This is a genomic window from Peribacillus sp. V2I11 (assembly GCF_030817135.1).
GTDB classification, from domain to species: Bacteria; Bacillota; Bacilli; order Bacillales; family DSM-1321; genus Peribacillus; species Peribacillus simplex.
Genome location: NZ_JAUSYW010000001.1, coordinates 2,177,887 through 2,204,773, shown reverse-complemented (window position 1 = coordinate 2,204,773; position 26,887 = coordinate 2,177,887). Strand labels below are relative to the sequence as shown.

Genomic DNA, 26,887 nt, shown 5'->3' with positions numbered 1-26,887 from the left:
AATTTCCATTGAGAAGGTCTATTTTAAAATAGGCGAAAAGGAGGGAAAATTATGGCAAAACAAAAAATTCGTATTCGTTTAAAAGCATATGATCACAGAATTCTTGATCAATCTGCTGAGAAAATTGTTGAAACTGCAAAACGTTCTGGTGCGGCTGTATCTGGTCCAATTCCATTACCTACTGAAAGATCGGTATATACGATCCTACGTGCGGTTCATAAATACAAAGATTCTCGTGAACAATTCGAAATGCGTACGCATAAACGTCTAATCGACATCGTTAATCCAACTCCACAAACAGTTGATTCATTGATGCGTTTAGATTTACCATCAGGCGTTGACATTGAAATCAAATTATAATTCATATAAATATGAACAATTACTCTAGGAGGTGTGACTTATGACCAAAGGAATCTTAGGAAGAAAAATCGGTATGACTCAAGTTTTTGCTGAAAACGGTGAACTTATTCCGGTAACAGTTATCGAAGCTGCTAATAACGTGGTTCTTCAAAAGAAAACTGTTGAAACTGATGGCTATGAAGCAGTTCAAGTTGGTTTTGAAAACAAACGTGAAAAGCTTTCTAACAAACCTGAAAAGGGCCATGTTGAAAAAGCAAATACTACTCCTAAGCGCTTCATTCGCGAATTCCGCGGAACGGATCTTACTGAATATGAGATCGGTCAAGAAGTCAATGTTAGTATTTTCGCTGAAGGCGATTTAGTAGATGTATCAGGAATTTCAAAAGGTAAAGGTTTCCAAGGCTCTATCAAGCGTCATGGACAATCTCGCGGACCTATGTCTCATGGTTCTCGTTACCACCGTCGCCCAGGTTCAATGGGTCCTGTAGCTCCAAACCGCGTATTCAAAGGTAAACTATTACCAGGACGTATGGGTGGAGAACAAATTACTGTTCAAAACTTAGCTATCGTTAAAGTTGATGTTGAACGCAACCTACTATTGATCAAAGGTAATGTACCTGGTGCTAGAAAAGCATTGATCAAAGTTAAAACTGCTGTTAAAGCAAAGTAATTTCTGAGAAAGGAGGAGCAATAGAATGCCAAAAGTTACATTGTTCAACCAAACAGGTTCACAAGTTGGCGACATCGAACTAAATGAATCCATCTTTGGTATCGAACCTAATAATCATGTGTTATTTGAAGCAATCATCATGCAACGAGCTTCCTTACGTCAAGGAACTCATAAAGTTAAAAACCGTTCTGAAGTTGCAGGCGGTGGACGTAAACCTTGGAAACAAAAAGGAACTGGACGTGCGCGTCAAGGTTCTATCCGTTCTCCACAATGGCGTGGCGGTGGCGTTGTTTTTGGACCTACTCCAAGATCTTACGCTTACAAGCTACCTAAAAAGGTACGTCGTTTAGCTATTAAATCTGCATTGTCTGCAAAGGCATTGGAAGAGAACATTTTGGTACTTGAAAGTTTGTCTTTCGAAGCTCCAAAAACAAAAGAGTTTGTAGCGGTACTTAAAAACCTTTCTGTTGATACTAAAACGTTAGTCGTTACTGACGGTTTAGATGAGAAAGTTGCTCTTTCTGCACGTAACATCCCTGGTGTTACTGTAGTTGAAGCTGATGGTCTTAACGTTCTTGATGTTGTTTCACACAACAAATTGATCTTGACTAAATCAGCTGTCGAAAAAGTAGAGGAGGTGCTTGCATAATGGATGCACGCGATATCATTAAGCGCCCCGTAATCACTGAACGCTCTTCAGACGTAATGGCTGAAAAGAAATATACTTTTGAAGTTGATGTTAGAGCTAATAAAACTCAAGTTAAAGATGCTGTTCAAGAAATTTTCGGCGTTAAAGTTGAGAAAGTAAACATCATGAACTACAAAGGTAAATTCAAACGCATGGGCAAACATGCAGGCTATACTAACAAGCGCCGTAAAGCTATTGTTAAATTAACTGCTGACAGCAAAGAAATCGAGCTATTCGAAGCTTAATTCATTAGAGAAGGAGGGAAATACAAATGGCGATTAAGAAGTATAAACCTACCTCTAACGGTCGACGTAATATGACAACTTCGGATTTTGCTGAGATCACTACAGACAAACCGGAAAAATCATTACTTGCTCCTTTACACAGCAAAGGCGGCCGTAATAACCAAGGTAAGTTAACAGTTCGTCATCAAGGTGGCGGCCACAAGCGTCAATACCGTATCATCGATTTCAAACGGAATAAAGATGGTATACCAGGACGCGTTGCTACTATTGAGTACGATCCAAATCGTTCTGCAAACATTGCATTAATTAATTACGTTGATGGAGAAAAACGTTATATCCTAGCTCCGAAAAACCTAGAAGTAGGTTTGGAAGTTATGTCAGGTCCAGAAGCTGACATCAAAGTGGGTAACGCACTACCTCTTATTAACATCCCAGTTGGTACAGTAATTCATAACATCGAACTTAAACCAGGAAAAGGTGGACAATTAGTCCGTTCAGCAGGAACATCTGCTCAAGTACTTGGTAAAGAAGGTCGTTATGTACTTGTACGTTTAAACTCAGGTGAGGTTCGTATGATTCTTGCTACTTGCCGTGCTTCAATCGGTCAAGTTGGTAATGAACAACATGAACTTATCAACATTGGTAAAGCTGGCCGTAACCGTTGGTTAGGTAAACGCCCAACAGTTCGTGGATCTGTAATGAACCCGAATGATCACCCACACGGTGGTGGTGAAGGTAAAGCACCAATCGGACGTAAATCACCAATGTCTCCATGGGGTAAACCTACTCTTGGATTCAAAACTCGTAAGAAGAAAAATAAATCCGATAAATTTATCGTACGTCGTCGTAAAAAATAACGGGATTGAGCTACGGTTCATATATAGAACCGTAGAACAGTCACGAAGGGAGGTACTCGCATGGGTCGTAGCTTAAAAAAAGGGCCTTTTGTTGATGATCATTTATTGGTAAAAGTTGAAAAATTAAATGAAGCTGACAAGAAACAGGTAGTAAAAACTTGGTCTCGTCGCTCAACAATCTTCCCGCAATTCATCGGACACACAATCGCCGTTTATGACGGTCGTAAGCATGTGCCGGTTTATGTTACAGAAGATATGGTAGGTCACAAACTAGGCGAATTCGCGCCTACACGCACTTATAAAGGTCACGCAAGTGATGACAAGAAAACAAGACGTTAATGAGAGGAGGGCATCTCATGCAAGCTAAAGCTGTCGCTAAAACAGTTCGTATTGCTCCTCGTAAAGTGCGTTTAGTCGCAGATTTAATTCGAGGAAAACAAGTAGGTGAAGCAGTAGCGATTCTTCGCTTAACACCAAAATCTGCTTCTCCAGTCGTAGAAAAAATTCTGAAATCTGCTATTGCAAATGCAGAACACAACTACGAAATGGATATTAATAACCTAGTCGTTTCAGAAGCATACGTTAACGAAGGACCAACATTAAAACGTTTCCGTCCTCGCGCTCAAGGTCGTGCGAGTGCAATAAACAAACGTACTAGTCATATTACAATCGTTGTATCAGAAAAGAAGGAGGGGTAATCTGTGGGTCAAAAGGTAAATCCTATCGGTATGCGTATCGGGATCATCCGTGATTGGGAATCCAAATGGTACGCTGATAAAGACTACGCTACTCTTTTGCATGAAGACATTAAAGTTCGTGAATATATTGCGAAACGCTTAAATGATGCTTCTGTATCCAAGGTTGAAATCGAACGTGCTGCTAACCGCATCAATGTATCAGTTCACACTGCTAAACCAGGAATGGTTATCGGTAAGGGCGGTACTGAAGTCGAAGCACTACGTAAAGCTTTGAACCAGCTGACTGGCAAAAGAGTTCATATCAATATCATTGAAATTAAAAGAGCAGATCTTGACGCAAAATTGGTTGCTGAAAACATCGCTCGTCAATTAGAAAACCGTGTTTCATTCCGTCGTGCTCAAAAACAAGCTATTCAACGCACTATGCGTTCTGGCGCAAAAGGAATCAAAACACAAGTTTCTGGTCGTCTTGGCGGTGCTGATATTGCTCGTGCTGAACATTACAGCGAAGGAACAGTTCCACTTCACACACTTCGTGCTGACATAGATTATGCTCATGCTGAAGCAGATACTACTTACGGTAAGCTAGGCGTGAAAGTTTGGATCTACCGTGGAGAAGTTCTTCCTACTAAGAAGAAATCTGAGGAAGGAGGAAAATAATATGTTATTGCCAAAACGCGTAAAATACCGTCGTGAACACCGCGGTAAGATGAGAGGGATGGCTAAGGGCGGCACTGAAGTTCATTTCGGAGAATTTGGACTTCAAGCTCAAGAAGCTTCCTGGATCACGAACCGTCAAATCGAAGCAGCTCGTATTGCGATGACTCGTTATATGAAACGTGGAGGAAAAGTTTGGATCAAAATCTTCCCAAGCAAACCTTACACAGCTAAGCCGCTTGAAGTACGGATGGGTTCCGGTAAAGGTGCTCCTGAAGGTTGGGTAGCAGTTGTTAAACCGGGCAAAGTTATGTTTGAAATCTCTGGTGTATCTGAAGAGGTGGCAAGAGAAGCATTGCGCCTTGCAGCACACAAACTTCCAATCAAATGCAAGTTTGTAAAAAGAGAGGAAATTGGTGGTGAAACAAATGAAAGCTAATGAAATCAAAGATCTAACCACTGCTGAAATTGAACAAAAACTAAAATCTCTTAAAGAAGAACTATTTAATCTTCGTTTCCAGTTAGCTACTGGACAACTTGAAAATACAGCTCGCATCCGTGAAGTTCGCAAATCGATTGCTCGTATGAAAACAGTTGTTCGTCAAAGAGAGATCGGTGTCACTAATCGATAATGAATGGAGGTTTGCAGAATGAGCGAACGCAACCAACGCAAAATCTACACTGGACGCGTAGTATCCGACAAAATGGATAAAACAGTTACAGTAGTTGTAGAAACCTATAAAAAGCATTCTTTATACGGTAAACGCGTGAAATACTCTAAAAAGTTAAAAGCTCATGACGAGCTAAACGAAGCTAAAGCAGGCGACGTAGTACGTATCATGGAAACTCGTCCACTTTCAGCTACTAAACGCTTCCGTCTTGTAGAAGTAGTAGAAAAAGCAGTAATCATTTAATATAGTTCGGATTAAGCTAATTCCGAAGGGAGGTACCGTACATGATTCAACAAGAATCTCGTTTAAAAGTCGCTGACAATTCAGGTGCTCGTGAAGTGCTAACAATTAAAGTCCTAGGTGGTTCTGGCCGTAAAACTGCAAACATCGGTGATATCATCGTTTGTACAGTTAAACAGGCAACACCAGGAGGCGTTGTTAAAAAAGGTGAAGTCGTTAAGGCTGTTGTTGTCCGTACAAAACGTGGTATGCGTCGTCCTGACGGTTCTTACATTCGTTTTGATGAAAACGCATGTGTAATTATCCGTGACGATAAGAGCCCACGTGGAACACGTATTTTTGGACCTGTTGCTCGTGAATTACGTGACAATAGTTTCATGAAAATCGTTTCTCTTGCTCCAGAAGTTCTATAATGTAAAATTTGTATAAAGCCTTTCAAGGAGGTGCCAAGCTAATGCATGTTAAAAAAGGTGACAAAGTCGTAGTCATCTCTGGTAAGGACAAAGGCAAACAAGGAACAATTCTTTCTGCATATCCGAAACAAAATCGTGTGCTTGTTGAAGGAATTAACATCGTGAAAAAGCATTCCAAGCCATCTCAACTTAATCCACAAGGTGGAATTATCAGCAAAGAAGCTGCTATTCACGTATCCAATGTAATGCCACTTGATCCTAAATCAGGTAAACCGACTCGTGTAGGATATAAGATCGAAAATGGTAAAAAAGTACGCGTAGCTAAAATATCAGGTGAATCTTTAGATAAATAAGTCATAAATGAAGGGAGGTACACTAAGCAATGAGCCGCCTTAAAGAAAAATTAAAAAGTGAAATTACACCGTCATTGATGGGTAAATTCAACTATCAATCAGTAATGCAAGTACCAAACATTGAGAAAATCGTTATTAACATGGGTGTGGGTGACGCAGTATCTAACTCGAAAGCTTTAGATACAGCTGTTGAAGAACTTACATTGATCACTGGTCAAAAACCAGTTATAACAAAAGCAAAAAAATCAATCGCAGGCTTCCGTTTGCGTGAAGGTATGCCTATCGGAGCGAAAGTTACATTACGTGGAGAGCGTATGTATCAATTCCTTGATAAGCTAGTATCTGTATCTTTACCGCGTGTACGTGATTTCCGCGGCGTTTCAAAGAAATCCTTTGACGGACGTGGGAACTATACATTAGGCGTTAAAGAACAACTTATCTTCCCTGAGATTGATTACGATAAAGTGAGCAAAGTTCGTGGTATGGACATCGTTATCGTAACGACTGCTAACACTGACGAAGAAGCTCGTGAACTACTTACTCAAGTTGGAATGCCGTTCCAAAAGTAATCTCTAAATAAAGGGAGGCGAAATCGTGGCTAAAAAGTCTATGATCGTAAAGCAAAAACGCGAACAGAAGTTTAAAGTACAAGAATATACACGTTGCGAACGTTGCGGACGTCCACATTCTGTATTACGTAAATTTAAACTTTGTCGTATTTGTTTCCGCGAACTTGCATATAAAGGACAAATTCCTGGCGTTAAAAAAGCTAGCTGGTAAAACCCGAGTTTGGGAAGGAGGTAAAATATAATGGTCATGACAGATCCTATTGCAGATATGCTTACTCGCATCCGTAATGCGAATATGGTTCGTCACGAAAAACTGGAAGTTCCTGCTTCAAAGATCAAAAAGGAAATTGCTGAGATCTTAAAAAGTGAAGGCTTCGTACGTGACTTTGAATTAATCGAAGACAACAAACAAGGTATCATCCGTATCTTCTTAAAATACGGTGCAAACAACGAACGTGTTATAACTGGTCTAAAACGTATCAGCAAACCTGGTTTGCGTGTATATGCAAAAACTGGAGAGGTACCACGCGTTCTTAACGGTTTAGGTATCGCAATTGTTTCTACTTCTCACGGAGTTTTAACAGACAAGGAAGCTCGCTCTAAACAAGTTGGCGGAGAAGTTTTAGCATACGTTTGGTAATACATTTTCACAAGAATGGAGGTGCACATTATGTCTCGTATAGGTAAAAAACCTATTGAAATTCCTGCAGGCGTCACAGTTACTGTTACTGGAAGTGAAGTAACTGTTAAAGGACCTAAAGGTGAATTAACTAGATCATTCAATCCTGACCTTTCAATCGTTGTTGAAGAGAACGTGTTAACTGTTACACGTCCGTCTGACGAGAAGGCTCACCGTTCTTTACACGGTACTACTCGCGCACTTATCTCTAACATGGTTGAAGGTGTATCAACAGGATTCGTAAAATCACTTGAACTTATTGGGGTTGGGTACCGTGCACAAAAGCAAGGTAACAAGCTTGTCCTTAACGTAGGATATTCCCACCCTGTAGAAATAGAGCCAGAAGCTGGCGTTGAAGTCGAAGTTCCTTCTAATACAAAAGTAATCATCAAAGGTGCAAACAAAGAACGTGTAGGAGCTCTAGCAGCTAATATCCGTGATGTTCGCCCACCTGAACCGTATAAAGGTAAAGGTATCCGTTACGAAGGCGAATTCGTTCGTCGTAAAGAAGGTAAAACTGGTAAGTAATGCCGCATAAGTAAACGAAAGGAGTGACGTAAATGATTACGAAGCTTGATAAAAATGCTACTCGTCAGAAAAGACATGCGCGTGTACGTGCTAAGCTTTCTGGAACAGAAGCTCGTCCTCGTTTAAATGTGTTTCGTTCAAACAAACACATTTACGCACAATTAATTGACGATGCAAAAGGCGTAACATTAGCAAGTGCTTCAACTCTTGATAAAGAGATCGGTATCGAAGCTAGTAGCAATGCTGAAGCAGCTCAAAAAGTTGGCGAACTTATTGCGAAACGTGCTGTTGAAAAAGGTTTCAAAGCTGTGGTATTTGACCGCGGTGGTTACCTCTTCCATGGTCGTGTTAAAGCATTGGCTGACGCTGCTCGTGAAAACGGCTTAGAATTTTAATGGATAAGGAGGGACATAACAGATGCGTAGCATTGATCCTAATAAATTAGAACTTGAAGAACGCGTAGTTACAGTAAATCGTGTAGCTAAAGTTGTTAAAGGCGGACGTCGTTTCCGTTTCACTGCACTAGTTGTTGTTGGTGATAAAAATGGTCATGTTGGATTTGGTACTGGTAAAGCTCAAGAAGTTCCGGATGCTATCCGTAAAGCTATTGAGGATGCTAAGAAAAATCTAATTACTGTACCAATGGTTGGTACTACTATTCCTCACCTTGTGAACGGTCGCTATGGCGCAGGTCACATTCTATTGAAACCAGCTTCTGAAGGTACAGGAGTAATTGCTGGTGGTCCTGTTCGTGCGGTACTTGAATTAGGCGGAGTTAGCGATATCTTGTCTAAATCACTAGGTACTAATACACCTATTAATATGGTTCGCGCAACAATTGAAGGATTGAAGCAATTGAAACGTGCTGAAGACGTAGCTAAGTTACGTGGAAAATCAGTACAAGAACTGTTAGGATAAGGAGGGAAATCGAATTATGGCTAATAAATTAGAAATCACCCTCACTCGCAGCTTGATTGGTCGTCCTGAAGATCAACGTGTTACAGTTAACACTTTGGGTTTACGCAAAATGCATCAAACGGTTGTTCAAGAAGATAACCCTGCGATTCGCGGTATGATTACCAAAGTTGCTCATCTTGTTACTGTAAAAGAACAATAAAATAATTTTTAACTTAACAAGGAGGTGCCAACATGAAACTTCATGAGTTAAAAGCTGCAGAAGGTTCTCGTAAAGAACGTAAACGTAAAGGTCGCGGTATTGGATCTGGTAACGGTAAAACAGCAGGTAAAGGACACAAAGGACAAAACGCTCGCTCCGGCGGCGGTGTGCGTCTTGGATTTGAAGGGGGACAAACTCCTCTATTCAGACGTTTACCTAAACGTGGATTTACCAACATCAACCGTAAAGACTATGCTATCGTAAACCTTGATACGTTAAATCTTTTCGAAGACGGTACTGAAGTAACACCAGCTCTTTTACTTGAGACTGGAGTTGTAAGTAAAGAAAAAGCAGGAATCAAAATTCTTGCAAAAGGAAGCATTGAGAAAAAGCTTACTGTTAAAGCTCACAAATTCTCGTCTACTGCTAAAGAAGCTATCGAAGCTGCTGGCGGTAATACAGAGGTGATCTAATGTTTCGCACGATCTCCAATTTTATGCGCGTGGGTGAAATAAGGAATAAGATTATTTTTACCCTTCTAATGTTAATCGTCTATCGCATCGGTACATTTATACCTGTACCGCATGTGAATGCCGATTTTCTCGCTGAACAGGACCAGCTGAGCGTCATCGGTCTTTTAAATACCTTTGGCGGCGGAGCACTGCAAAACTTTTCCATATTAGCGATGGGTATCATGCCGTACATCACGGCATCCATCATCGTTCAGCTGTTACAGATGGATGTTGTTCCTAAGTTCACTGAATGGTCTAAACAAGGAGAAGCAGGGCGCCGTAAATTAGCTCAATTCACTCGTTACTTCACCATTATCCTAGGATTTATCCAAGCGGTTGGTATGTCTTATGGGTTCAATAATATGTCAGGTGGCCAGTTGATTGAAAATCCTGGAATTGCAACATACTTGCTTATTGCGACTGTCTTAACGGCAGGAACAGCTTTTCTTTTGTGGTTAGGGGAGCTGATCACTGCTAAGGGTGTGGGTAATGGGATTTCCATCATAATCTTTGCTGGTATCGTAGCTAGTTTGCCAAATACGGCAAATCAGATTTACGCCCAACAATTTGAAAATGCCGGTGATCAATTATTCTTACGAATCATAACGATTATCCTCATTGTTTTAGCAGTATTAGCAATCGTGGTTGCTGTTATCTTCATTCAGCAGGCATTACGAAAAATTCCTATTCAGTATGCGAAACGTGCTGCGGTAGGTCGTACACAAATGGGTGGCCAGTCTACTCATTTACCATTGAAAGTAAATGCTGCGGGGGTTATTCCGGTAATCTTTGCAATGGCATTTATCATTACTCCCACTACAATCGCTTCTTTCTTTGGAAAGAACAGCGTGACTAGTTGGATATCAACAAATCTTGATTACACCAAGCCAATTGGTATGATCATTTATGTTGCTCTTATCATTGCTTTTGCGTATTTTTATGCATTCATTCAGGTTAACCCTGAACAAATGGCTGAGAATTTGAAAAAGCAAGGTGGCTATGTGCCGGGGATTCGTCCAGGTAAGAGTACACAAGAATATTTAACACGTGTTTTATACCGTTTGACGTTTGTAGGCTCTATATTTTTAGCCATCATTGCCGTTTTACCGGTATTTTTCATTAAGCTTGCTGATCTACCTCAATCTGCACAGATTGGTGGTACCAGTTTGCTGATCGTGGTGGGGGTTGCCCTTGATACGATGAAGCAGCTGGAATCACAACTTGTGAAGAGACACTATAAAGGCTTTATAAAGTAATGAGTTTTGGGAACGGCTTGTTCCCTTTACCCATTATAGAGTTTGAGGGGGAAGAAAATTGAATCTAGTGTTAATGGGTCTGCCGGGTGCTGGTAAGGGCACTCAAGCTGAACAAATCGTAGAAAAATATAATATCCCTCATATCTCTACTGGAGATATGTTCCGAACAGCTATCAAAGATGGAACAGAATTAGGTCTAAAGGCGAAATCATTCATGGACAAAGGCGAATTGGTACCTGATGAAGTTACCATTGGCATCGTACGTGAACGTTTAAGCAAGGAAGACTGCCTAAAAGGATTTTTGCTTGATGGATTTCCACGTACTGTGGCACAGGCAGAGGCACTTGAAAGCATTCTTACTGATTTAGATCGCAAAATGAATTTTGTCATTAATATCGATGTTGATAAAAGCATCTTAATGGAAAGATTGACAGGACGTCGTATTTGCAAATCATGTGGTGCGACATACCATCTTGTATTCAATCCTCCTGCTAATGATGTTGTATGCGACCGCTGCGGCGGAGAATTATATCAACGTGCCGACGATAATGCAGAAACGGTTCAAAATCGCTTAGATGTGAATTTGAAACAAACCAAGCCACTTCTTGATTTCTATGGAGACAAAGGATACTTGGTCAACATTAACGGACAGCAAGATATTGATAAGGTATTTGAAGATATCGATGTGTTTCTTGGTGCTTTACAAAATTAATCATTCGTATTGATTTATGAAATTCATACCATTTTTATAACTTACTAGTTAAACTTGGTGCATTCCTATAATACAAAGGGTATAATGGATTTCGCGAGCATTCGCACATTTATTAATCAGGTTCTTGTACTTGGTATTCCCTGAATTGGGCGATTACTTTTTAAGTGATCTTCATGGACATATCCGGTCGGCAAAATTGATGAAGAAATGCAGTGACTCTATTGGGATTCCTAAAGAGTCGTGATATAGAGGGTTGAAAGAAGCTATGTCAGGCGTGCGCCTTTCAAACATCTCCCATGCTATTCAAACCTATGTCGAGACTAATTGCTTCTCTATTTCGAGAGTATGTCGGTCACGGAATCGGTCAAGACTTACATGAGGACCCATAAAATCCTCATTTCGGTCCAACTGATAAAGGTCCTCAGTTAAAGCCTGGTTCTACAAAATGGTGAATACTTGATGCAGAATTGTAAGACTTATGAGGATAATTGGACTGTAGTAATGTTGACGGAAAGATGTGCACCTTTAATAGGTTCACGCATAGAGAAGGGAGAATCACTTTAATGGCGAAAGATGATGTAATTGAAGTAGAAGGCACAGTACAAGAGACTTTGCCAAATGCAATGTTTAAGGTAGAATTAGAAAATGGTCATACTGTTTTAGCTCATGTATCCGGTAAAATTCGTATGCACTTTATTCGCATTTTGCCTGGAGATAAAGTTACGGTTGAGCTTTCCCCGTATGATCTAACTCGCGGCAGAATCACATACCGGTTCAAATAATCCGGTTACGCTCCGATCTGTATAAGGAGGTTAGATAGCAATGAAAGTCAGACCATCAGTCAAACCAATCTGCGAAAAGTGTAAAGTTATCCGCAGAAAAGGTAAAGTTATGGTTATTTGCGAAAACCCTAAACATAAACAAAAACAAGGCTAAATAGAAGGAGGTGCACTCAAGCATGGCACGTATTGCTGGAGTAGATATTCCCCGTGACAAACGTATTGTTATCTCATTAACATATATATATGGTATTGGAAAACAAACAGCGATCAAGATTCTTGCAGAAGCAGGCGTTTCTGAAGAAACTCGCGTTCGTGACTTAACGGAAGACGAATTGAACAAAATTCGTGATATCATTGACAAGCTTAAAGTAGAAGGCGACCTTCGTCGTGAAATCTCCCTAAACATCAAACGTTTAATGGAAATCGGTTCTTACCGTGGTTTACGTCACCGTCGTGGTCTTCCTGTTCGCGGTCAAAATACAAAAAACAATGCTCGTACGCGTAAAGGACCTCGTCGTACTGTAGCTAACAAGAAAAAATAATTAGTAAAGGAGGTTACTTTTCATGGCACGTAAAACTAATACACGTAAACGTCGTGTGAAAAAGAATATAGAAACTGGTATTGCACATATTCGTTCAACATTCAATAACACTATCGTTACGATCACTGACTCTCATGGTAATGCTATTTCTTGGTCAAGTGCTGGAGCTCTAGGATTCCGTGGATCTCGTAAATCCACTCCATTCGCTGCACAAATGGCTGCTGAAACAGCTGCTAAAACATCAATTGAACATGGTATGAAAACTCTTGAAGTTACAGTTAAAGGACCTGGTGCTGGACGTGAGGCTGCTATTCGTGCACTTCAAGCTGCTGGCCTAGAAGTAACTGCAATTAAAGATGTAACTCCAGTTCCACATAACGGATGCCGTCCACCAAAACGTCGCCGTGTTTAATTTTTCTGTATAGATTTTGTATTCCTGTCAATAATGGGATATAATACTGAGTTTGCGTTCTTACAGAGGATTAATTTTCAGTTGTTGCGCACAGCGGGAACGTATACATGGGGAATTTCGGTTTAAGTGAATTCGTTTACTTGCCGGGGTTTTGACGTTTTGAAGGAGGGTTTATTGATGATCGAAATAGAAAAACCAAAAATCGAAACGGTTGAAATCAACGACGATACCAAATACGGTAAATTCGTCGTAGAGCCACTAGAGCGTGGGTATGGTACTACATTGGGTAACTCCTTACGTCGTATCCTTTTATCCTCACTCCCAGGTGCTGCTGTCACAGCTATACAAATTGATGGAGTGCTACATGAGTTCTCAACAATTGAAGGCGTCGTGGAAGATGTAACATCTATCATTCTTAATGTGAAAAAACTAGCTCTTAAGATTTACTCTGATGAAGAGAAGACGCTGGAAATTGACGTTCAAGGTGACGGAGTCATCACGGCTGCTGATATCACTCATGATAGTGATGTAGAAATTCTTAATCCGGATTTATATATTGCTACAATTGGTAAAAACGGTCATATGCGTATGCGTTTATCTGCACGTCGCGGCCGCGGCTACACTCCTGCTGTTCAAAACAAGAGAGAAGACCAGCCAATTGGTGTAATTCCAATCGATGCTCTTTACACTCCAGTTTCACGCGTATCTTTCCAAGTTGAAAATACACGTGTTGGACAGTTGTCTAACTTTGACAAGTTAACGTTCGATGTTTGGACTGATGGCAGTACTGGTCCGCAAGAAGCGGTAGCACTTGGAGCTAAGATTTTAACAGAGCATTTAAATATCTTTGTTGGTTTAACCGATGAAGCTCAAAATGCTGAAATCATGGTTGAAAAAGAAGAAGATCAAAAAGAAAAAGTTCTTGAGATGACGATCGAAGAATTAGACCTTTCTGTTCGTTCTTACAACTGCTTGAAACGTGCTGGAATCAATACCGTTCAAGAGCTAGCTCATAAAACGGAAGAAGATATGATGAAAGTACGTAATCTAGGTCGTAAATCACTTGAAGAAGTGAAAGCGAAACTAGAAGAATTAGGCTTAGGTCTTCGTAAAGACGACTGATAACATGGCGGAATCAATCCATTATGTTGTGAGCCTTGTTTTAGACACACAATATAGAACTTCAACAAAGGAGGGAATCTCTAATGGGTTACAGAAAGTTAGGACGCACTAGCGCACAACGTAAAGCATTACTTCGTGATTTAGCTACGGATCTTATTATCCATGAGCGCATTGAAACTACTGAAGCACGTGCTAAAGAATTACGTTCTGTAGTAGATAAAATGATCACTCTTGGTAAACGTGGTGACTTGCATGCACGCCGTCAAGCTGCATCTTTCATCCGTAACGAAATCGCTGACGCTGAGAATGGCACAGATGCCCTTCAAAAACTATTCAGTGACGTGGCTCCACGTTATGAAGAACGTCAAGGTGGATACACTCGTATCATGAAAGTTGGTCCACGCCGCGGTGACGGTGCACCAGTCGTGGTTATTGAGTTAGTTTAATAACAACGATGAAAAAGGGCGGGACAAATGAATATACTCACTTGTTCTATGCCCTTTTTCTTTTTTTAAAATAGAAATTCCGTCATTTAGAAATTCGCATTGAGTGTTACGATGGCTGGCGGAACCTGTATTATGCAGGGAGCCTTCACGTCTAGCTCAAGCATCCCTTCCCGCTTTTGATAAGCGATTATAAGATAACCTGTTTTTCGTAACAGGCCCGCTGTTAGCTGCTCTTAATTTACCGAAAATTCTTTCGGTGGAAGGGGTGCAGCGTTTTTTTATATTTTCAGAAGGAAAAACTACTATATTCACATTGATTGAGCAGAGTTTAGATTAGACGAGTGCAGTCGAGGACGAGGAGGGCCACATAGTGAAGAAGCTGGTTTCTTTAAATAATATTGTTTTTAAATATGAGGGTCAGTCTCGAAACGCCTTGGATGATGTTTCTTTTGATATTCATCAGGGGGAGTGGCTTGCGATTGTCGGGCATAATGGTTCTGGCAAGTCGACATTAGCGAAGTTATTGAATGGTCTTCAGTTCGCTAACTCAGGTACCATCACTATTAATGATCAACTTTTGACAGAAGAATCCGTTTGGGATGTACGCCAGAGAATTGGCATGGTTTTTCAAAACCCAGATAATCAATTTGTAGGCACTACAGTTCAGGATGATGTGGCTTTTGGTTTAGAAAACGCCGGTGTTTCTCAGCAGGTTATGGTGGAGCGTGTTCATGGTGCGTTAAATAAGGTTAAAATGAATGCCTTTCTTAATCAAGAGCCGCACCATCTATCCGGCGGTCAAAAGCAAAGAGTGGCCATAGCAGGTGTAATAGCCCTGCAGCCAGACATAATCATCTTAGATGAAGCAACCTCCATGCTTGACCCAAGAGGCCGTGAAGAAGTGCTTGAAACAGTTAGGGAATTAAAGCAGGAAAACGAGATTACTGTCATATCAATCACCCATGATCTTGAGGAAGCTGCGAAAGCTGATCGAATGATAGTCATGAACCAAGGTCGGTTATATCGTGAAGGACCGCCTCAGGATATTTTTGAGTTAGAGGAAGAATTGATTGCTCTTGGTCTGGATATTCCCTTTTCAGTGAAACTAACCAAGGAGTTACAAAAAAATGGTGTTCGTGTAGTTGATGGGCATTTGACAGAGGAAGAGTTGGTGAAGGATTTATGCGAATTACACTCGATGATGTAGAATACCGCTATCAGGTGAATACTCCTTTTGAACATCTAGCCCTTCATGATGTCAATATTTCAATGGAGCCGGGAACCTATACCGCAATCATCGGGCATACAGGGTCCGGGAAATCCACGCTACTGCAGCATTTGAATGCTCTATTAAAACCGACGAAGGGTCGGGTCTTCATTGGGGATCGGACGATTGAGGCCGGAAGAAAAGAGAAGGCGTTGCGGCCAATTAGACAAAAGGTCGGGATTGTTTTTCAGTTTCCGGAACATCAGCTATTTGATGAAACGGTTGAAAAGGATATATGTTTCGGACCCATGAATTTTGGCGTTTCTGAAATCGATGCTAAGAAACTGGCCAGGAAAGCCATCGCGCAAGTCGGATTGAATGAGGAAATTCTTGAAAAATCCCCATTCGACTTATCCGGCGGACAAATGCGACGGGTTGCCATCGCTGGGGTACTTGCCATGGAGCCGGAAGTATTGGTACTTGATGAGCCCACAGCGGGACTGGATCCGCGAGGACGCAAAGAAATCATGGATATGTTTTATGATTTGCATAAAGCAAGGGGCATTTCAACGATTCTGGTGACACATAGCATGGAGGATGCAGCCAAGTATGCGGATGACATCATTATCATGCATAAGGGTACGGTTTTCAAAAAGGGAACCCCCCAGGAAATTTTCTCAGAGCCGGAACAATTAATGGAGCTTGGCCTGGATGTTCCTGATACGGTCCGTTTTCAGCTAAAGCTCCAGAAGGAACTTGGTGTCCGATTTGATCATCCATGTCTTAATATCGGTGATTTAGCGATAGAAATAGATAAAGCCATGAAACGGGGGAACCGCTGATGCTGGATAAAATGATTATCGGGCGTTATGTCCCTGCAAATTCACTGATGCACAAGATGGACCCAAGGGCTAAATTGCTCCTCGTGTTCCTGTTTGTTTGTGTCGTCTTTTTGGCGAATAATGTCGTTTCTTACGGTTTGCTTGCTGTATTCACCATCCTATTGATCAGTCTTTCCAAAATACCGCTTCGCTATATTTATAATGGGTTAAAACCAATCTTTTTCTTGATCGTATTTACATTCCTTCTCCATATATTGTTTACGAAAGAAGGGGAATTGCTTTTTGAATATGGTTGGTTTGAAATCTATGAAGGCGGGCTGATTCAAGGTCTTTTCATATCCGTTAGATTTACTTTACTAATCCTTGTTACGTCACTGTTAACTTTGACGACTTCACCGATATCCATTACAGATGGCATGGAAGAGCTGTTGGGGCCCTTGAAAAAGTGGAAAATGCCTGTACACGAACTGGCATTGATGATGTCCATTGCCCTTCGATTCATTCCAACGCTAATGGAGGAAACGGAAAAAATCATGAAGGCCCAAACTGCAAGGGGCGTTGACTTTTCATCTGGCCCGATAAAGGACAGGGTTAAATCGATTGTACCGCTGCTTGTTCCTTTATTTGTTAGTTCGTTCAAACGGGCGGAAGAATTGGCAACTGCCATGGAGTCTAGAGGGTACCGTGGCGGGGAAGGCCGCACGAAATATCGCAAATTGGACTGGAAGACGAGTGATAGCCTTTTGATGGTCTCATTAGGTGTTCTAACGGTCATGTTATTTTTATTACGTTCATAATAAGGAAGAGAACTATGCCAAAATATAAATGTGTGATCGCTTATGACGGCACAGATTTTGCTGGTTATCAGGTGCAGCCGGAGAAACGCACCATACAAAGTGAATTCGAGGCAGTCTTGGCCCAAATGCATAAAGGCACAATTATAAAAGTGACTGCTTCAGGCAGGACAGATTCAGGAGTTCATGCAAAGGGGCAGGTACTTCACTTTGAATCGCCCCTTACATTTCCTACGGAAAATTGGGTAAAGGCGTTCAGCGCCCTTCTTCCGACCGATATCATCGTTCTGGAGGTCGAAGTCGTGCCCGACGATTTTCATGCGAGGTTCCATACGACTGGGAAAGAGTACCGTTATATCATAGCCCGCTCGAAACTACGGGATCCGTTCCAACGAAATTACGCCTATCATTATCCCTATCCATTAGATGGGGAGGCGATGAGGGAAGCGATCTCCCATTTGATAGGGACACATGATTTTACAAGTTTTTGTTCGGCAAAAACGGAAGTGGTCGATAAAGTTCGAACGATACAAGAAATGGATTTTGAAGAGAGCGATGGTTTCATGGTTTTCCGCTTCGTTGGCGAAGGTTTTTTGTATAATATGGTGCGTATTTTGGTTGGGACGCTCCTGGATGTCGGCAGCGGCAAGATGTCACCCCGTGATATGAGCGGGATTTTGGACAAAAAGGACCGCAGTTTTGCAGGGAAAACAGCACCAGCCCAAGGCTTGTATTTATGGAAAGTATTTTACAAATAAAAATATTTCCGAAGTGATACCAGTTTTTTTACAACTGGGAAACCGGATGGAATCAGTAATGGAGCGGTTTGACGCTATACTGAACTTTTCATGGAGTTGCAGAGAGTGTTTTATAGACAACTTATCCTAGTGTAACATTCCCTTGACAATGAATCTGGGAGAAGTTAATATAATATGGTATGTATTTTAATCCCACGATAAGCCCCGGAAGTTTATTGTGATTGAAAATAAATATAAAAAATTAAAAAGTTTTTTAGGAGGTTAACCATGCGTACGACATTTATGGCGAAAGCTAATGAAGTAGAACGTAAATGGTATGTGATTGACGCTGAAGGCAAAACTTTGGGTCGCCTTTCTACTGAAGTAGCATCCATTCTACGTGGTAAACATAAACCAACTTTTACACCGAACATTGACACTGGTGATCATGTAATTCTAATCAATGTTGAAAAAATCCATTTGACTGGTAAAAAATTGACTGACAAAATTTATTACCGTCACACTATGCATCCAGGCGGTCTTAAAACTAGAACTGCTCTTGAAATGCGTACAAACTACCCTGAGAGAATGCTTGAACTTGCTATCAAAGGTATGCTTCCAAAGAATTCTCTTGGTCGTCAAATCTACAAAAAATTACACGTATACGCTGGAGCTGAGCACCCACACGCTGCTCAACAACCAGAAGTATACGAATTACGCGGATAATTACTAAGGAGGTTACTATCTTGGCACAAGTTCAATATTATGGTACTGGTCGCCGTAAGAGCTCAGTAGCTCGTGTACGTTTAGTACCAGGCGAAGGTCGCATCGTTATTAACGGTCGTGACATCAATGAATATATTCCTTTCGCAGCATTACGTGAAGTTGTTAACCAACCACTAGTTGCAACAGAAACTACTGGAAATTACGACGTTCTAGTAAACGTTAGCGGTGGTGGATACACTGGTCAAGCTGGAGCAATCCGTCACGGTATCGCTCGTGCATTGCTTCAAGTTGATCCAGAATACCGTCCATCTCTTAAAACTGCTGGTTTACTTACTCGTGACCCACGTATGAAAGAACGTAAAAAATACGGTCTTAAAGGCGCACGTCGTGCACCTCAGTTCTCAAAACGTTAATTCTATTACCGTTTCGAAAGGCTCTCAACCATTTTGGTTGGGAGTCTTTTTTTGTCCGGAAAAAGGTTTTGGCCTCATGCTCCATGAACCTATATATTAAATAAAGCATATCCGGGATATCCAGGATATGCTTTATTTAAAAATCGTATTGTTAACAAATTTAGTTATGTGATTCGCTTTTTTTGATTGCAGCTTTTTTAGGCATGAAGCATGTAAAAATTAACGCAACAAAAGATAAGATTAACATAAAAACATAGGCATCACTTGAGCCAAAGATAGAAGCTAATGCCTCTAGTTGTATAGCTGTAATGTTTTCATTTTGCATCGATAGCTCAGAGGCATGTAAAGTTGCTTGCATTGTATACACTGTGATGACGACTGCTGTGCCAATAGCACCTGACAATTGGCGAATGGTATTATTTACTGCTGAACCATGGGAACCCAGTTCTCTTGGTAAGGCATTAAACCCAGCGGTATTTAAAGGCATGGTAATAAAGCTTAATCCAATCCGTAAAATAAGGGTACGAACCATTAAATAGATATAGGTTGTGGATTCGTCTATATCAATGACTCCCCACATCGAAACGATGATAAATAGTAAACCTGTAATAAAGAGTGGTTTAGCACCGTATTTATCATACATTTTACCTGTGATGGGGGATAAGAAGGCATTAATGACAGCTCCAGGTAATAACAGTAAACCTGCTTCAAATGCTGTAAAACCTCGTCCATTCTGCAAGTAAATTGGTAAAAGTATTAAATCAGCATACATGATCATTGTAATTAGTACATTGATGAATGATGTGAGAGTGAAAGTTTTATACTTAAATACGGATAAATTCAATAATGGATCATTGGATTTACTTTGACGTATACAGAATAGAGTCGTCACGATTATTCCGACGACAATTGTAGTTATGACAACGAGATTATCCCATCCCTTGCTTCCTGCGCTACTAAATCCAAATAAAATACAGCCAAAACCAATCGTTGATAAAATGACACTTGTGATATCTAACTTTGCTTTTGTTGTCTCTGCAACATTCATTAAATATTTGAACGCTAGAACAATGACGATTAATATAAAAGGGGTTAACCCAATAAATAGCCATCTCCATGAAATATACTCAATGATAAAACCAGATAATGTAGGAGCGATGGCTGGAGCAAAAATCATCGCAAATCCAATTGTCCCCATAACGCTTCCACGCTTTTCGCTAGGATATAAATATAAAATAACTGTCATCATTAGAGGCATAATAATCCCGGCACCAATTGCTTGAATCATTCTGCCCGTTAACAGCATGCCAAAATTCACCGCACATGCACAAAGTACAGATCCAATGAACAAAAAGAACATCGAGCTAATAAATAGCTGCCTTGTTGTAAACCGTTTCATTAAAAATGCCGTAATCGGCACTAGAACACCGTTTACTAACATAAAGCCTGTTGATAACCATTGTACAGTTGCAGCCGTTACATGAAATACGTCCATTAAGCCACTCAATGCAACATTTAATAAAGTCTGATTTAATGTTGATAAAAAACAGCCAGCAATCAATACAATTATTAAAACTTTTTTATTTCCTTCTGTTATGTCCATTTCTTTCGACAACCCCTTTATTTTTGACTTGCATTCTCAACATCGTGTCGATAAAATCGATGGTAACAAAAATATGTGTTCCTTACCATGAACAGTTTTCTTGAAGATGTTCACTAATCGACATAGAAAATATATGCTGTTGTGAAAGTCAGGGAAAAATCTATAAAGGAGTTTAAAATGTCTATATCTAAAAAAGAAGATCCTCGTTCAATTCGGTCAAGGGAAATGTTTAAAAATGCTGTCATTGCTCTCTTATGCGAGGATCCCGCAATTTCAAATTTAACGGTTCAGAAAATCGCAGCCAAAGCAGGATTAAATCGGACAACATTCTACTTACATTATCAGGATATTCATGATTTACTAAAGCAAATCACCGATGAGATTTTAAATGAGCTTTCTGATAAAATTGTTGCTTTAATACATGCAAAAGATTTATCGGAAAAGCAACAGCTAACACAATTGCTTGATTATTTATATATCCATCGAAATTATTTACTTATTTTATTTAAAACGAATCAGTTCGAGGACCAATTGTTTTTATTATTAAAGCAATTAGTAGAAATAAGAAGGAAGAATACCAAGAAGGATTTACCTGCTGATTATGTTGACATTGATATTAAAACTGCCTCATTGGTAGGTATTATAATATGGTGGTTAAGAAAGGGGCTTCATTTTAGTTCAGATTATATTGCCAATCAAATTTATTTAATGTACAGAGTGCAATGATTCTAAAACCGTTTGTATGACCCTTGAATTTCATCAAGTTCGCAGTTTTGTTCAATAATTTGGTTGGGGGTTTTTTTATGCCCGGAAAAAGATTTGACCACATTTCCAGCATCGGATGCAAATGAAACGCCGCGGAGACGTTGGTGACAGCTGGGTTCCATTTGTTTACACCTGAGTTTATTTATGTAAAGCAGGTTTATTTGTAAAATCCATATTTATTAAGTTTCTAATTAGGAGTATGATAATACTAAAAAAAAGAAAGAGGACTTCATATGAATTCAACATTCCCAGCGACAGAAACAACTAAAACAAAGGCCTTAGTCATCAATGCCCTTTTCATCGCATTAACCATTGTAGCGACAATGATCAACATCAAACTCCCGATAATGGGTAACGGGGGCCTAATCCATTTGGGTAACATTCCTCTTTTTATAGCAGCCTTGGTTTACGGCAAAAAAACAGGAGCCATAGCAGGAGCATTCGGAATGGCCCTAGCCGATTTTCTCTCTCCTTGGGCAGCATGGGCACCGTTTACATTCATCATAGTAGGTGCAATGGGCTTTTTAGTCGGACTCATATCCGAAAAGGTACCCGGCAAAAGAGAATATGTATATATATTGGCCGTTGCCGTTGCATTGATCATAAAAATCGTGGGCTATTATTTTGCTGAAGTTATCCTTTACGGTAACTGGATACAGCCATTCGGCTCCATCCCTGGAAACGTAATGCAGGTCATAATAGCCGGTATAATTGTAGTGCCGCTTGCTGGACGATTAAAGAAAAGAGCTGGACAGATATAAATTGAAACAAATATGGAAGCCATTTCAAACTTTGAGCTGCACCACCGATTAAATGTTGTACTGCGCTCTGAATTTGAGGCAGTTTAAAAGACATCCTGCTAAGTAAGCGGGTATTAAATGACTTTTGTTATATCAAGATAAAAAGGACATCCGTTTACCATGGATGTCCTTTTTATCTTGTAAATCGAAAAGCCTGAAGGTGTCATACAGGATGGCTGGCTTAAATTTAAGGGAAAACACGACATGAATAATTAGTATTGATCAAAGTCAGCATGCGCAGTGAGCGACCCAAGTCGGCAAGGTCAGCCTCGGGTAGCCGCCTGAGAGGCGGGTTACGGAGGATAATTCCATGTTTTTCCTGGATTATCATAACCCTTGCAGGGGACTTTTATCATCCGAAATGTGCAGTCAGCACTTTAACAGGTTTCTTATAGAAGATAGCATATCGCATATCGATAGGCCTTTTTCAAATACCAGCCAATCCTATCCTCATTATTTTTTGCCAATGGAATAAATGAATGGTTCAAAATTGAAAGCAAAAACTAAATTATGTCTTGGGAAATAATTTTGGGAAATGGGGAATTGCCCCGGAGGTGAAATATGGCTGTGATATTAGGTTTACAGGAGATGCAAAGGGAAAGGCAATTGAAGTTCGAACGTAGGTTGCTCAGGGAACTTTCCATCGAGGATATGAAGGGAAGGATTCAGCGTTACTTCGGACAGGATTTGATGGATGTTTTGGAGGAAGGCTACTTTGATGTTGCCATCGAGGCTTATTTATTAGGAGCGAACTATAGTAAGTTTGGCTATTATGGTGAGTCGGAAGAAGATGTAAGGTCCAGGTGCTGGAAGGAAGAGAAGTTTTTGGTCGATACTCTTTTTAACTTTATTTTGTATTGGCGGGAAGTTACGGCAAATAACGCTTTCGATGAAGGGTTGTTTTATTGCTGTGAAGGGTTTGTAGGGGATTGGTGGATGGACGGCTTTAAGACTGGAGAAAAACGATATAAAATGAAACTGCATTAAGAAGGCAAAAATCCCATTCCTTGTTCTAATTCCATGGTTTGTCCCATACTTTTTAGTAGAGAGATCATGGAAGGGGAACGGTCATGCGCAGAAAGCTGAAATATACAGGAATCGCTATGGGATTGTTTGTCCTTTTTTTAATTGTGACTTTTAAATTTGTTGAAGATGATTCTTGGGACTCCTGGAACCTTCCGTTGGCAGGTAAGGTCATCATTCTGGATGCAGGTCACGGAGGAATGGACGGCGGGGCAAATGTACAAGAGGTAATGGAAAAGGAAATTGCCCTTTCCGTTTCATTAAAGGTCAGGGACTATTTACAGGAACAGGGTGCCCTTGTCATCATGACCCGTGAGAAGGATGAGGATTTGGCACAGGGAGATACAAAAGGGATCCGCCAGCGAAAACAGGAGGACTTACGGAATCGGGTTGAAATGATCAATGATTCGGAAGCGGACTTATTCTTAAGCATTCATTTGAATTCTTTTCCATCAGCGTCATCGAAAGGTGCACAGACTTTTTATACAAGCAGGTTCGAGGAAAATGAACAGGTGGCAAAATTCATTCAGACTGAAATCATTAGAAACCTGGAAAATACAAAGCGTGATGCAAAAACGATTAATAATGTGTATTTGATGAATTATGCTAAGAAACCGGGAGCGCTTGTGGAAATTGGCTTTCTTTCCAACTCTGAGGAAAGGGAACGCCTTATCAGTGATGCATATCAAGAAAAGGTAGCCAGTTCGATTTATATGGGTATTTTACGTTACTTTACAGAGGAAAAACTATCGGATGAAGAGTGATGTCTGGGTCTTGTAAGGTACAAGGCCTTTTTATTATGCGAAAATAATCAGGTTTTCGCATGCAGGGTAGATAATAAGCTTTCTTTCCGTAATATGTTATACTGAAAAATGGGAAAATAAAATTCAAAGGGGTGCTCGACTTGTTAACAGAAGAGAAAGTACTGAATTTATTAAAGGATCTTAAAGACCCTTTTCTACATAAAAACCTTGAAGAGACAAATGGAATTATAGAAATCAAAATAAAACCTGAAAAAAGTCATGTAAGCGTCAAACTTGCGATTGCGAAAACGGGGACTGCCGAACAAATGCAAATGCAATCGGAAGTTGTGGACTTACTGAAAACGAACGGAGCGGAATCGGTAGGCATCCGTTTCACGGAACTTTCGGAAGAAGAGTTAGCTAAGCATCGTGAAAGCATTCCTCAGGATGAAGCGGACCAAGGTTTGCTTGGGCCTAACAGCAAGACACAATTCATCGCGATCGCCAGTGGTAAAGGCGGAGTGGGAAAATCCACGATTTCAGTGAATTTCGCTACTTCACTTGCTCGTTTGGGTAAAAAGGTCGGATTGGTTGACGCCGATATTTATGGATTCAGCGTACCAGATATGATGGGGATAACAAAAAGACCGGTTGTTCGCGGAGAAAAAATCATCCCTGTTGAACGCTTTGGCGTTCAAGTTATCTCAATGGGCTTTTTTGTAGAGGATAACGCGCCGATCATCTGGAGAGGACCGATGCTGGGTAAAATGCTTAACAGTTTCTTTAATGAAGTGGAATGGGGAGATTTGGACTATTTGGTCCTTGACTTACCGCCGGGTACGGGCGATGTTGCTTTGGACGTTCATACGATGCTCCCTTCATGTAAAGAAATCATCGTTACGACACCGCATCCGACTGCAGCCTTCGTTGCTGCAAGAGCTGGTGCCATGGCCATCAAGACAGAACACGAAGTCATTGGTGTCATAGAGAATATGTCATTTTTCGAAAGTAAAACGACCGGTGAAAAAGAATATGTATTCGGAAAAGGCGGCGGCGTTAAACTTGCAGAAGAGCTTCGTACAGAAGTTTTAGGTCAACTTCCCCTGCAACAGCCGGATTGGAACGAAGAGGACTTTGCTCCATCCATTTACGCAGCTGACCATAGGCTCGGCAGGATTTACGAAGATATTGCTAAAAAGGTCATTGAAAAATTACAATAATAATAAGGCTGATTCCGATTGGAATCAGCCTTATTTCATTCACTTTTTCTCCTTCTCAACCGCTTTAGTGGCTGCTTTATCCAATCTCTCTTGCATTTTCGCCTGAACGAGAGGACTCTCCATGGTTTCGATGATCAGCTCTTTATAGACCGACCGCATCTCCTTGGTTTTTAATAATTTATTCATTTCTTTTTCCATATCCGGTTCTTTCATTATTTCCATGAGCATTCCACGATACTGAGGATCAGCAGTCAAGTCCTTCAATACCTTTTTATGTTCGTCTTCTAATGCCTTAGCATAAGCGGAAGCAAATTCGGGATCATTAAATGTCTTTTTCCAAAATTCCTTCCCTTTATCTGAAGTGACCATATCTTCAATGGATTTCTTAACGGCATCCGAATCCATAATAAGTTCAGCTTTCGTTTTATCATCAGTAATGATATCCTGGATGGCTTTTTTTCCATCATCTGTCTTCAAGATATCGACGACCATTTTCTTTGTCTCTTCATATTCCATTTTTTCTGCGCCTGCTCCATTTTGAGCACAACCGGAACAAACGAGTAAGAATGACGTGAAAAGCAAAGCAACTCCCACTCTCATACGCAGGGCCCCTTTCATCCTTCTTACTGTTAATATGGTTCCAATCGGCGATATTATTCCTTGTTGGAATAAGTGGATTTTTCCAAATTTGGTTGGTACAATTAAGGAAATGAAATAGAAATGTATGGAGGAAAACAATGAACAGCCGTAATTTAGTTAAATTGTTTTTAACAACATTGCTTATAGGTGGTGTAACGGGCGGAGTTATAGGGTTCTTGGCTCGATGGAGTGAGTTTAAGCCTTATTTTTCTTCTTTTGAAGTCAGTGCCATCCTATCAACTTTTATTTGGTTATTCGGTGTTGGATTAATTTTCAGTGTCATAAGCCAAGCCGGCTTTTTTGCCTATTTAACGATACATCGTTTTGGTCTGGGGATATTTAAAAGCGCTTCCTTATGGAATGCCGTTCAGCTTGTATTCATTCTTTTTGTTGTATTCGATCTTGTTTACCTGCGATATCTTAGCTTTGGTTCAGGTGAGGGGATCAGTTCCTACATCGTGTTAGCATTGGTTGTATTGGCCGCAGGGCTTGTTACAGCTTATTTCAAAATGAAACAAACGAATAAACAGTCGTTTATACCGGCCTTATTTTTCATGGTCGTGGTCACGGTTTTGGAGTGGATACCTGTCCTAAGTGCCAATGATGAAAGCTGGCTCTACTTCATGCTGTTTCCATTGCTGGTCTGCAATGCTTATCAATTATTGGTCCTGAGCAAATTGATTGAACGTTCACAAAAGGAATTGGCCAGTAAAAGAGGGCGTAAGGAAACTCCAGCAAAGGGAAAGATGAAAGCCGGTGAACTGGGTAAAGGTGGCTAACCTATATGTAAGTCGGTCCATACATAAGGAAGTCAATACATAAAAACTGCGTACTAAAGGTTCATGG

At 40.5% G+C, this 26,887-nt stretch carries 43 protein-coding genes and 1 pseudogene; 42 read left to right on the top strand and 2 right to left on the bottom strand.

Annotated elements, in window-relative coordinates:
* Window positions 1-51: 51 nt before the first annotated feature.
* The 36 genes and pseudogenes from rpsJ (at window position 52) to rpsI (ending at window position 19,248) form a co-directional block, all read left to right on the top strand.
* Window positions 52-360, top strand: coding sequence for a 30S ribosomal protein S10 (gene rpsJ / locus QFZ73_RS10605; RefSeq protein WP_019244375.1), 309 nt, complete (start codon window positions 52-54; stop codon window positions 358-360).
* Between the two features lie 40 nt (window positions 361-400).
* Window positions 401-1,030: a 50S ribosomal protein L3 gene (gene rplC, locus QFZ73_RS10600; protein WP_034305028.1), complete on the top strand. Its 630-nt coding sequence runs from the start codon at window positions 401-403 to the stop codon at window positions 1,028-1,030.
* A gap of 25 nt (window positions 1,031-1,055) precedes the next feature.
* Entirely contained in the window at window positions 1,056-1,679 is a 624-nt protein-coding gene (gene rplD / locus QFZ73_RS10595) for a 50S ribosomal protein L4 (RefSeq protein WP_034305025.1), read from the top strand.
* A complete protein-coding gene (gene rplW, locus QFZ73_RS10590; RefSeq protein ID WP_057915217.1) occupies window positions 1,679-1,963 on the top strand; it encodes a 50S ribosomal protein L23 in 285 nt (94 codons plus the stop codon). Before rplD ends, rplW begins: the two co-directional genes overlap by 1 nt.
* Before the next feature lie 26 nt (window positions 1,964-1,989).
* Window positions 1,990-2,820 (top strand): 50S ribosomal protein L2, encoded by an 831-nt coding sequence (gene rplB, locus QFZ73_RS10585; protein WP_034305021.1) that lies wholly within the window; start codon window positions 1,990-1,992, stop codon window positions 2,818-2,820.
* 60 nt (window positions 2,821-2,880) lie between these two features.
* Complete coding sequence (rpsS, locus tag QFZ73_RS10580; RefSeq protein ID WP_034305018.1) at window positions 2,881-3,159, top strand: 30S ribosomal protein S19; 279 nt, start codon at window positions 2,881-2,883, stop codon at window positions 3,157-3,159.
* Between the two features lie 17 nt (window positions 3,160-3,176).
* Window positions 3,177-3,518, top strand: a complete 342-nt coding sequence (gene rplV, locus QFZ73_RS10575) for a 50S ribosomal protein L22 (protein ID WP_034305017.1) — start codon at window positions 3,177-3,179, stop codon at window positions 3,516-3,518.
* A 3-nt stretch (window positions 3,519-3,521) separates the two neighbouring features.
* Entirely contained in the window at window positions 3,522-4,178 is a 657-nt protein-coding gene (gene rpsC / locus QFZ73_RS10570; RefSeq protein WP_063235795.1) for a 30S ribosomal protein S3, read from the top strand.
* A 1-nt stretch (window position 4,179) separates the two neighbouring features.
* Window positions 4,180-4,614: a 50S ribosomal protein L16 gene (gene rplP / locus QFZ73_RS10565; protein ID WP_034305012.1), complete on the top strand. Its 435-nt coding sequence runs from the start codon at window positions 4,180-4,182 to the stop codon at window positions 4,612-4,614.
* The gene (gene rpmC, locus QFZ73_RS10560; protein ID WP_034305010.1) at window positions 4,604-4,807 is read left to right on the top strand and encodes a 50S ribosomal protein L29; all 204 of its coding nucleotides are present in this window, start codon (window positions 4,604-4,606) and stop codon (window positions 4,805-4,807) included. Before rplP ends, rpmC begins: the two co-directional genes overlap by 11 nt.
* Window positions 4,808-4,825: 18 nt before the next feature.
* Window positions 4,826-5,089 (top strand): 30S ribosomal protein S17, encoded by a 264-nt coding sequence (gene rpsQ / locus QFZ73_RS10555; protein WP_034305007.1) that lies wholly within the window; start codon window positions 4,826-4,828, stop codon window positions 5,087-5,089.
* Between the two features lie 41 nt (window positions 5,090-5,130).
* Entirely contained in the window at window positions 5,131-5,499 is a 369-nt protein-coding gene (gene rplN / locus QFZ73_RS10550) for a 50S ribosomal protein L14 (RefSeq protein ID WP_034305005.1), read from the top strand.
* 41 nt (window positions 5,500-5,540) lie between these two features.
* Entirely contained in the window at window positions 5,541-5,852 is a 312-nt protein-coding gene (gene rplX, locus QFZ73_RS10545) for a 50S ribosomal protein L24 (protein WP_034305002.1), read from the top strand.
* 29 nt (window positions 5,853-5,881) lie between these two features.
* Entirely contained in the window at window positions 5,882-6,421 is a 540-nt protein-coding gene (gene rplE / locus QFZ73_RS10540) for a 50S ribosomal protein L5 (protein ID WP_063235797.1), read from the top strand.
* 25 nt (window positions 6,422-6,446) lie between these two features.
* Complete coding sequence (locus QFZ73_RS10535; RefSeq protein ID WP_034304998.1) at window positions 6,447-6,632, top strand: type Z 30S ribosomal protein S14; 186 nt, start codon at window positions 6,447-6,449, stop codon at window positions 6,630-6,632.
* A 30-nt stretch (window positions 6,633-6,662) separates the two neighbouring features.
* Complete coding sequence (rpsH, locus tag QFZ73_RS10530) at window positions 6,663-7,061, top strand: 30S ribosomal protein S8 (protein WP_034304995.1); 399 nt, start codon at window positions 6,663-6,665, stop codon at window positions 7,059-7,061.
* A gap of 30 nt (window positions 7,062-7,091) precedes the next feature.
* Window positions 7,092-7,628: a 50S ribosomal protein L6 gene (gene rplF / locus QFZ73_RS10525; RefSeq protein WP_251436452.1), complete on the top strand. Its 537-nt coding sequence runs from the start codon at window positions 7,092-7,094 to the stop codon at window positions 7,626-7,628.
* Window positions 7,629-7,660: 32 nt separating this feature from the next.
* Window positions 7,661-8,023, top strand: coding sequence for a 50S ribosomal protein L18 (gene rplR, locus QFZ73_RS10520; RefSeq protein WP_053349055.1), 363 nt, complete (start codon window positions 7,661-7,663; stop codon window positions 8,021-8,023).
* 22 nt (window positions 8,024-8,045) lie between these two features.
* A complete protein-coding gene (gene rpsE / locus QFZ73_RS10515) occupies window positions 8,046-8,546 on the top strand; it encodes a 30S ribosomal protein S5 (protein ID WP_034304987.1) in 501 nt (166 codons plus the stop codon).
* Window positions 8,547-8,562: 16 nt separating this feature from the next.
* Window positions 8,563-8,745, top strand: coding sequence for a 50S ribosomal protein L30 (gene rpmD / locus QFZ73_RS10510; protein WP_034304984.1), 183 nt, complete (start codon window positions 8,563-8,565; stop codon window positions 8,743-8,745).
* 32 nt (window positions 8,746-8,777) lie between these two features.
* Window positions 8,778-9,218, top strand: a complete 441-nt coding sequence (gene rplO, locus QFZ73_RS10505; protein ID WP_034304982.1) for a 50S ribosomal protein L15 — start codon at window positions 8,778-8,780, stop codon at window positions 9,216-9,218.
* Window positions 9,218-10,513, top strand: a complete 1,296-nt coding sequence (gene secY / locus QFZ73_RS10500; protein WP_057276478.1) for a preprotein translocase subunit SecY — start codon at window positions 9,218-9,220, stop codon at window positions 10,511-10,513. The genes rplO and secY overlap by 1 nt, the downstream gene beginning before the upstream one ends.
* Window positions 10,514-10,571: 58 nt before the next feature.
* Window positions 10,572-11,225: an adenylate kinase gene (locus QFZ73_RS10495; RefSeq protein WP_307265896.1), complete on the top strand. Its 654-nt coding sequence runs from the start codon at window positions 10,572-10,574 to the stop codon at window positions 11,223-11,225.
* Window positions 11,226-11,393: 168 nt separating this feature from the next.
* Window positions 11,394-11,746, top strand: a pseudogene (locus QFZ73_RS10490) (M24 family metallopeptidase); the annotation flags it as partial.
* Between the two features lie 42 nt (window positions 11,747-11,788).
* A complete protein-coding gene (infA, locus tag QFZ73_RS10485; RefSeq protein ID WP_028390440.1) occupies window positions 11,789-12,007 on the top strand; it encodes a translation initiation factor IF-1 in 219 nt (72 codons plus the stop codon).
* 40 nt (window positions 12,008-12,047) lie between these two features.
* On the top strand, window positions 12,048-12,161 hold the full coding sequence (gene rpmJ / locus QFZ73_RS10480) for a 50S ribosomal protein L36 (RefSeq protein ID WP_003156543.1): 114 nt from the start codon (window positions 12,048-12,050) through the stop codon (window positions 12,159-12,161).
* 22 nt (window positions 12,162-12,183) lie between these two features.
* Window positions 12,184-12,549: a 30S ribosomal protein S13 gene (gene rpsM, locus QFZ73_RS10475; protein WP_034304978.1), complete on the top strand. Its 366-nt coding sequence runs from the start codon at window positions 12,184-12,186 to the stop codon at window positions 12,547-12,549.
* Between the two features lie 22 nt (window positions 12,550-12,571).
* Complete coding sequence (gene rpsK, locus QFZ73_RS10470) at window positions 12,572-12,961, top strand: 30S ribosomal protein S11 (protein ID WP_028390438.1); 390 nt, start codon at window positions 12,572-12,574, stop codon at window positions 12,959-12,961.
* A gap of 177 nt (window positions 12,962-13,138) precedes the next feature.
* The gene (locus QFZ73_RS10465; protein ID WP_034304976.1) at window positions 13,139-14,083 is read left to right on the top strand and encodes a DNA-directed RNA polymerase subunit alpha; all 945 of its coding nucleotides are present in this window, start codon (window positions 13,139-13,141) and stop codon (window positions 14,081-14,083) included.
* 83 nt (window positions 14,084-14,166) lie between these two features.
* Window positions 14,167-14,529 (top strand): 50S ribosomal protein L17, encoded by a 363-nt coding sequence (gene rplQ, locus QFZ73_RS10460; RefSeq protein WP_034304973.1) that lies wholly within the window; start codon window positions 14,167-14,169, stop codon window positions 14,527-14,529.
* A gap of 367 nt (window positions 14,530-14,896) precedes the next feature.
* A complete protein-coding gene (locus tag QFZ73_RS10455) occupies window positions 14,897-15,736 on the top strand; it encodes an energy-coupling factor ABC transporter ATP-binding protein (RefSeq protein ID WP_251436485.1) in 840 nt (279 codons plus the stop codon).
* A complete protein-coding gene (locus QFZ73_RS10450) occupies window positions 15,712-16,578 on the top strand; it encodes an energy-coupling factor ABC transporter ATP-binding protein (protein WP_251436446.1) in 867 nt (288 codons plus the stop codon). Before QFZ73_RS10455 ends, QFZ73_RS10450 begins: the two co-directional genes overlap by 25 nt.
* Entirely contained in the window at window positions 16,578-17,375 is a 798-nt protein-coding gene (locus QFZ73_RS10445) for an energy-coupling factor transporter transmembrane component T family protein (RefSeq protein WP_251436444.1), read from the top strand. The genes QFZ73_RS10450 and QFZ73_RS10445 overlap by 1 nt, the downstream gene beginning before the upstream one ends.
* A gap of 14 nt (window positions 17,376-17,389) precedes the next feature.
* A complete protein-coding gene (truA, locus tag QFZ73_RS10440; RefSeq protein ID WP_285847374.1) occupies window positions 17,390-18,130 on the top strand; it encodes a tRNA pseudouridine(38-40) synthase TruA in 741 nt (246 codons plus the stop codon).
* 267 nt (window positions 18,131-18,397) lie between these two features.
* A complete protein-coding gene (gene rplM / locus QFZ73_RS10435; RefSeq protein ID WP_034304960.1) occupies window positions 18,398-18,835 on the top strand; it encodes a 50S ribosomal protein L13 in 438 nt (145 codons plus the stop codon).
* A gap of 20 nt (window positions 18,836-18,855) precedes the next feature.
* Complete coding sequence (rpsI, locus tag QFZ73_RS10430; RefSeq protein ID WP_034304957.1) at window positions 18,856-19,248, top strand: 30S ribosomal protein S9; 393 nt, start codon at window positions 18,856-18,858, stop codon at window positions 19,246-19,248.
* Window positions 19,249-19,408: 160 nt separating this feature from the next.
* On the opposite strand, the gene QFZ73_RS10425 is transcribed toward rpsI, so the two are convergent.
* Window positions 19,409-20,851 (bottom strand): DHA2 family efflux MFS transporter permease subunit, encoded by a 1,443-nt coding sequence (locus QFZ73_RS10425; protein WP_307265890.1) that lies wholly within the window; start codon window positions 20,849-20,851, stop codon window positions 19,409-19,411.
* Between the two features lie 177 nt (window positions 20,852-21,028).
* Between QFZ73_RS10425 and QFZ73_RS10420 the strand changes: the two genes are divergently transcribed.
* The 5 genes from QFZ73_RS10420 (at window position 21,029) to QFZ73_RS10400 (ending at window position 25,402) form a co-directional block, all read left to right on the top strand.
* Window positions 21,029-21,577 carry a TetR/AcrR family transcriptional regulator gene (locus QFZ73_RS10420; protein ID WP_251436440.1) on the top strand — a complete coding sequence of 183 codons (549 nt, stop codon included), beginning with the start codon at window positions 21,029-21,031 and terminating at the stop codon, window positions 21,575-21,577.
* A gap of 272 nt (window positions 21,578-21,849) precedes the next feature.
* Window positions 21,850-22,377 carry an ECF transporter S component gene (locus QFZ73_RS10415; RefSeq protein ID WP_251436437.1) on the top strand — a complete coding sequence of 176 codons (528 nt, stop codon included), beginning with the start codon at window positions 21,850-21,852 and terminating at the stop codon, window positions 22,375-22,377.
* A 600-nt stretch (window positions 22,378-22,977) separates the two neighbouring features.
* On the top strand, window positions 22,978-23,403 hold the full coding sequence (locus QFZ73_RS10410) for a DUF2521 family protein (RefSeq protein WP_307265883.1): 426 nt from the start codon (window positions 22,978-22,980) through the stop codon (window positions 23,401-23,403).
* Window positions 23,404-23,486: 83 nt separating this feature from the next.
* A complete protein-coding gene (gene cwlD, locus QFZ73_RS10405) occupies window positions 23,487-24,203 on the top strand; it encodes an N-acetylmuramoyl-L-alanine amidase CwlD (RefSeq protein ID WP_251436431.1) in 717 nt (238 codons plus the stop codon).
* A gap of 140 nt (window positions 24,204-24,343) precedes the next feature.
* On the top strand, window positions 24,344-25,402 hold the full coding sequence (locus QFZ73_RS10400; protein WP_251436428.1) for an Mrp/NBP35 family ATP-binding protein: 1,059 nt from the start codon (window positions 24,344-24,346) through the stop codon (window positions 25,400-25,402).
* Between the two features lie 39 nt (window positions 25,403-25,441).
* On the opposite strand, the gene gerD is transcribed toward QFZ73_RS10400, so the two are convergent.
* A complete protein-coding gene (gene gerD, locus QFZ73_RS10395; RefSeq protein ID WP_251436424.1) occupies window positions 25,442-26,002 on the bottom strand; it encodes a spore germination lipoprotein GerD in 561 nt (186 codons plus the stop codon).
* 137 nt (window positions 26,003-26,139) lie between these two features.
* On the opposite strand from gerD, the gene QFZ73_RS10390 reads away from it, so the two are divergent.
* On the top strand, window positions 26,140-26,820 hold the full coding sequence (locus tag QFZ73_RS10390; RefSeq protein ID WP_251436420.1) for a KinB-signaling pathway activation protein: 681 nt from the start codon (window positions 26,140-26,142) through the stop codon (window positions 26,818-26,820).
* Window positions 26,821-26,887: the final 67 nt, after the last annotated feature.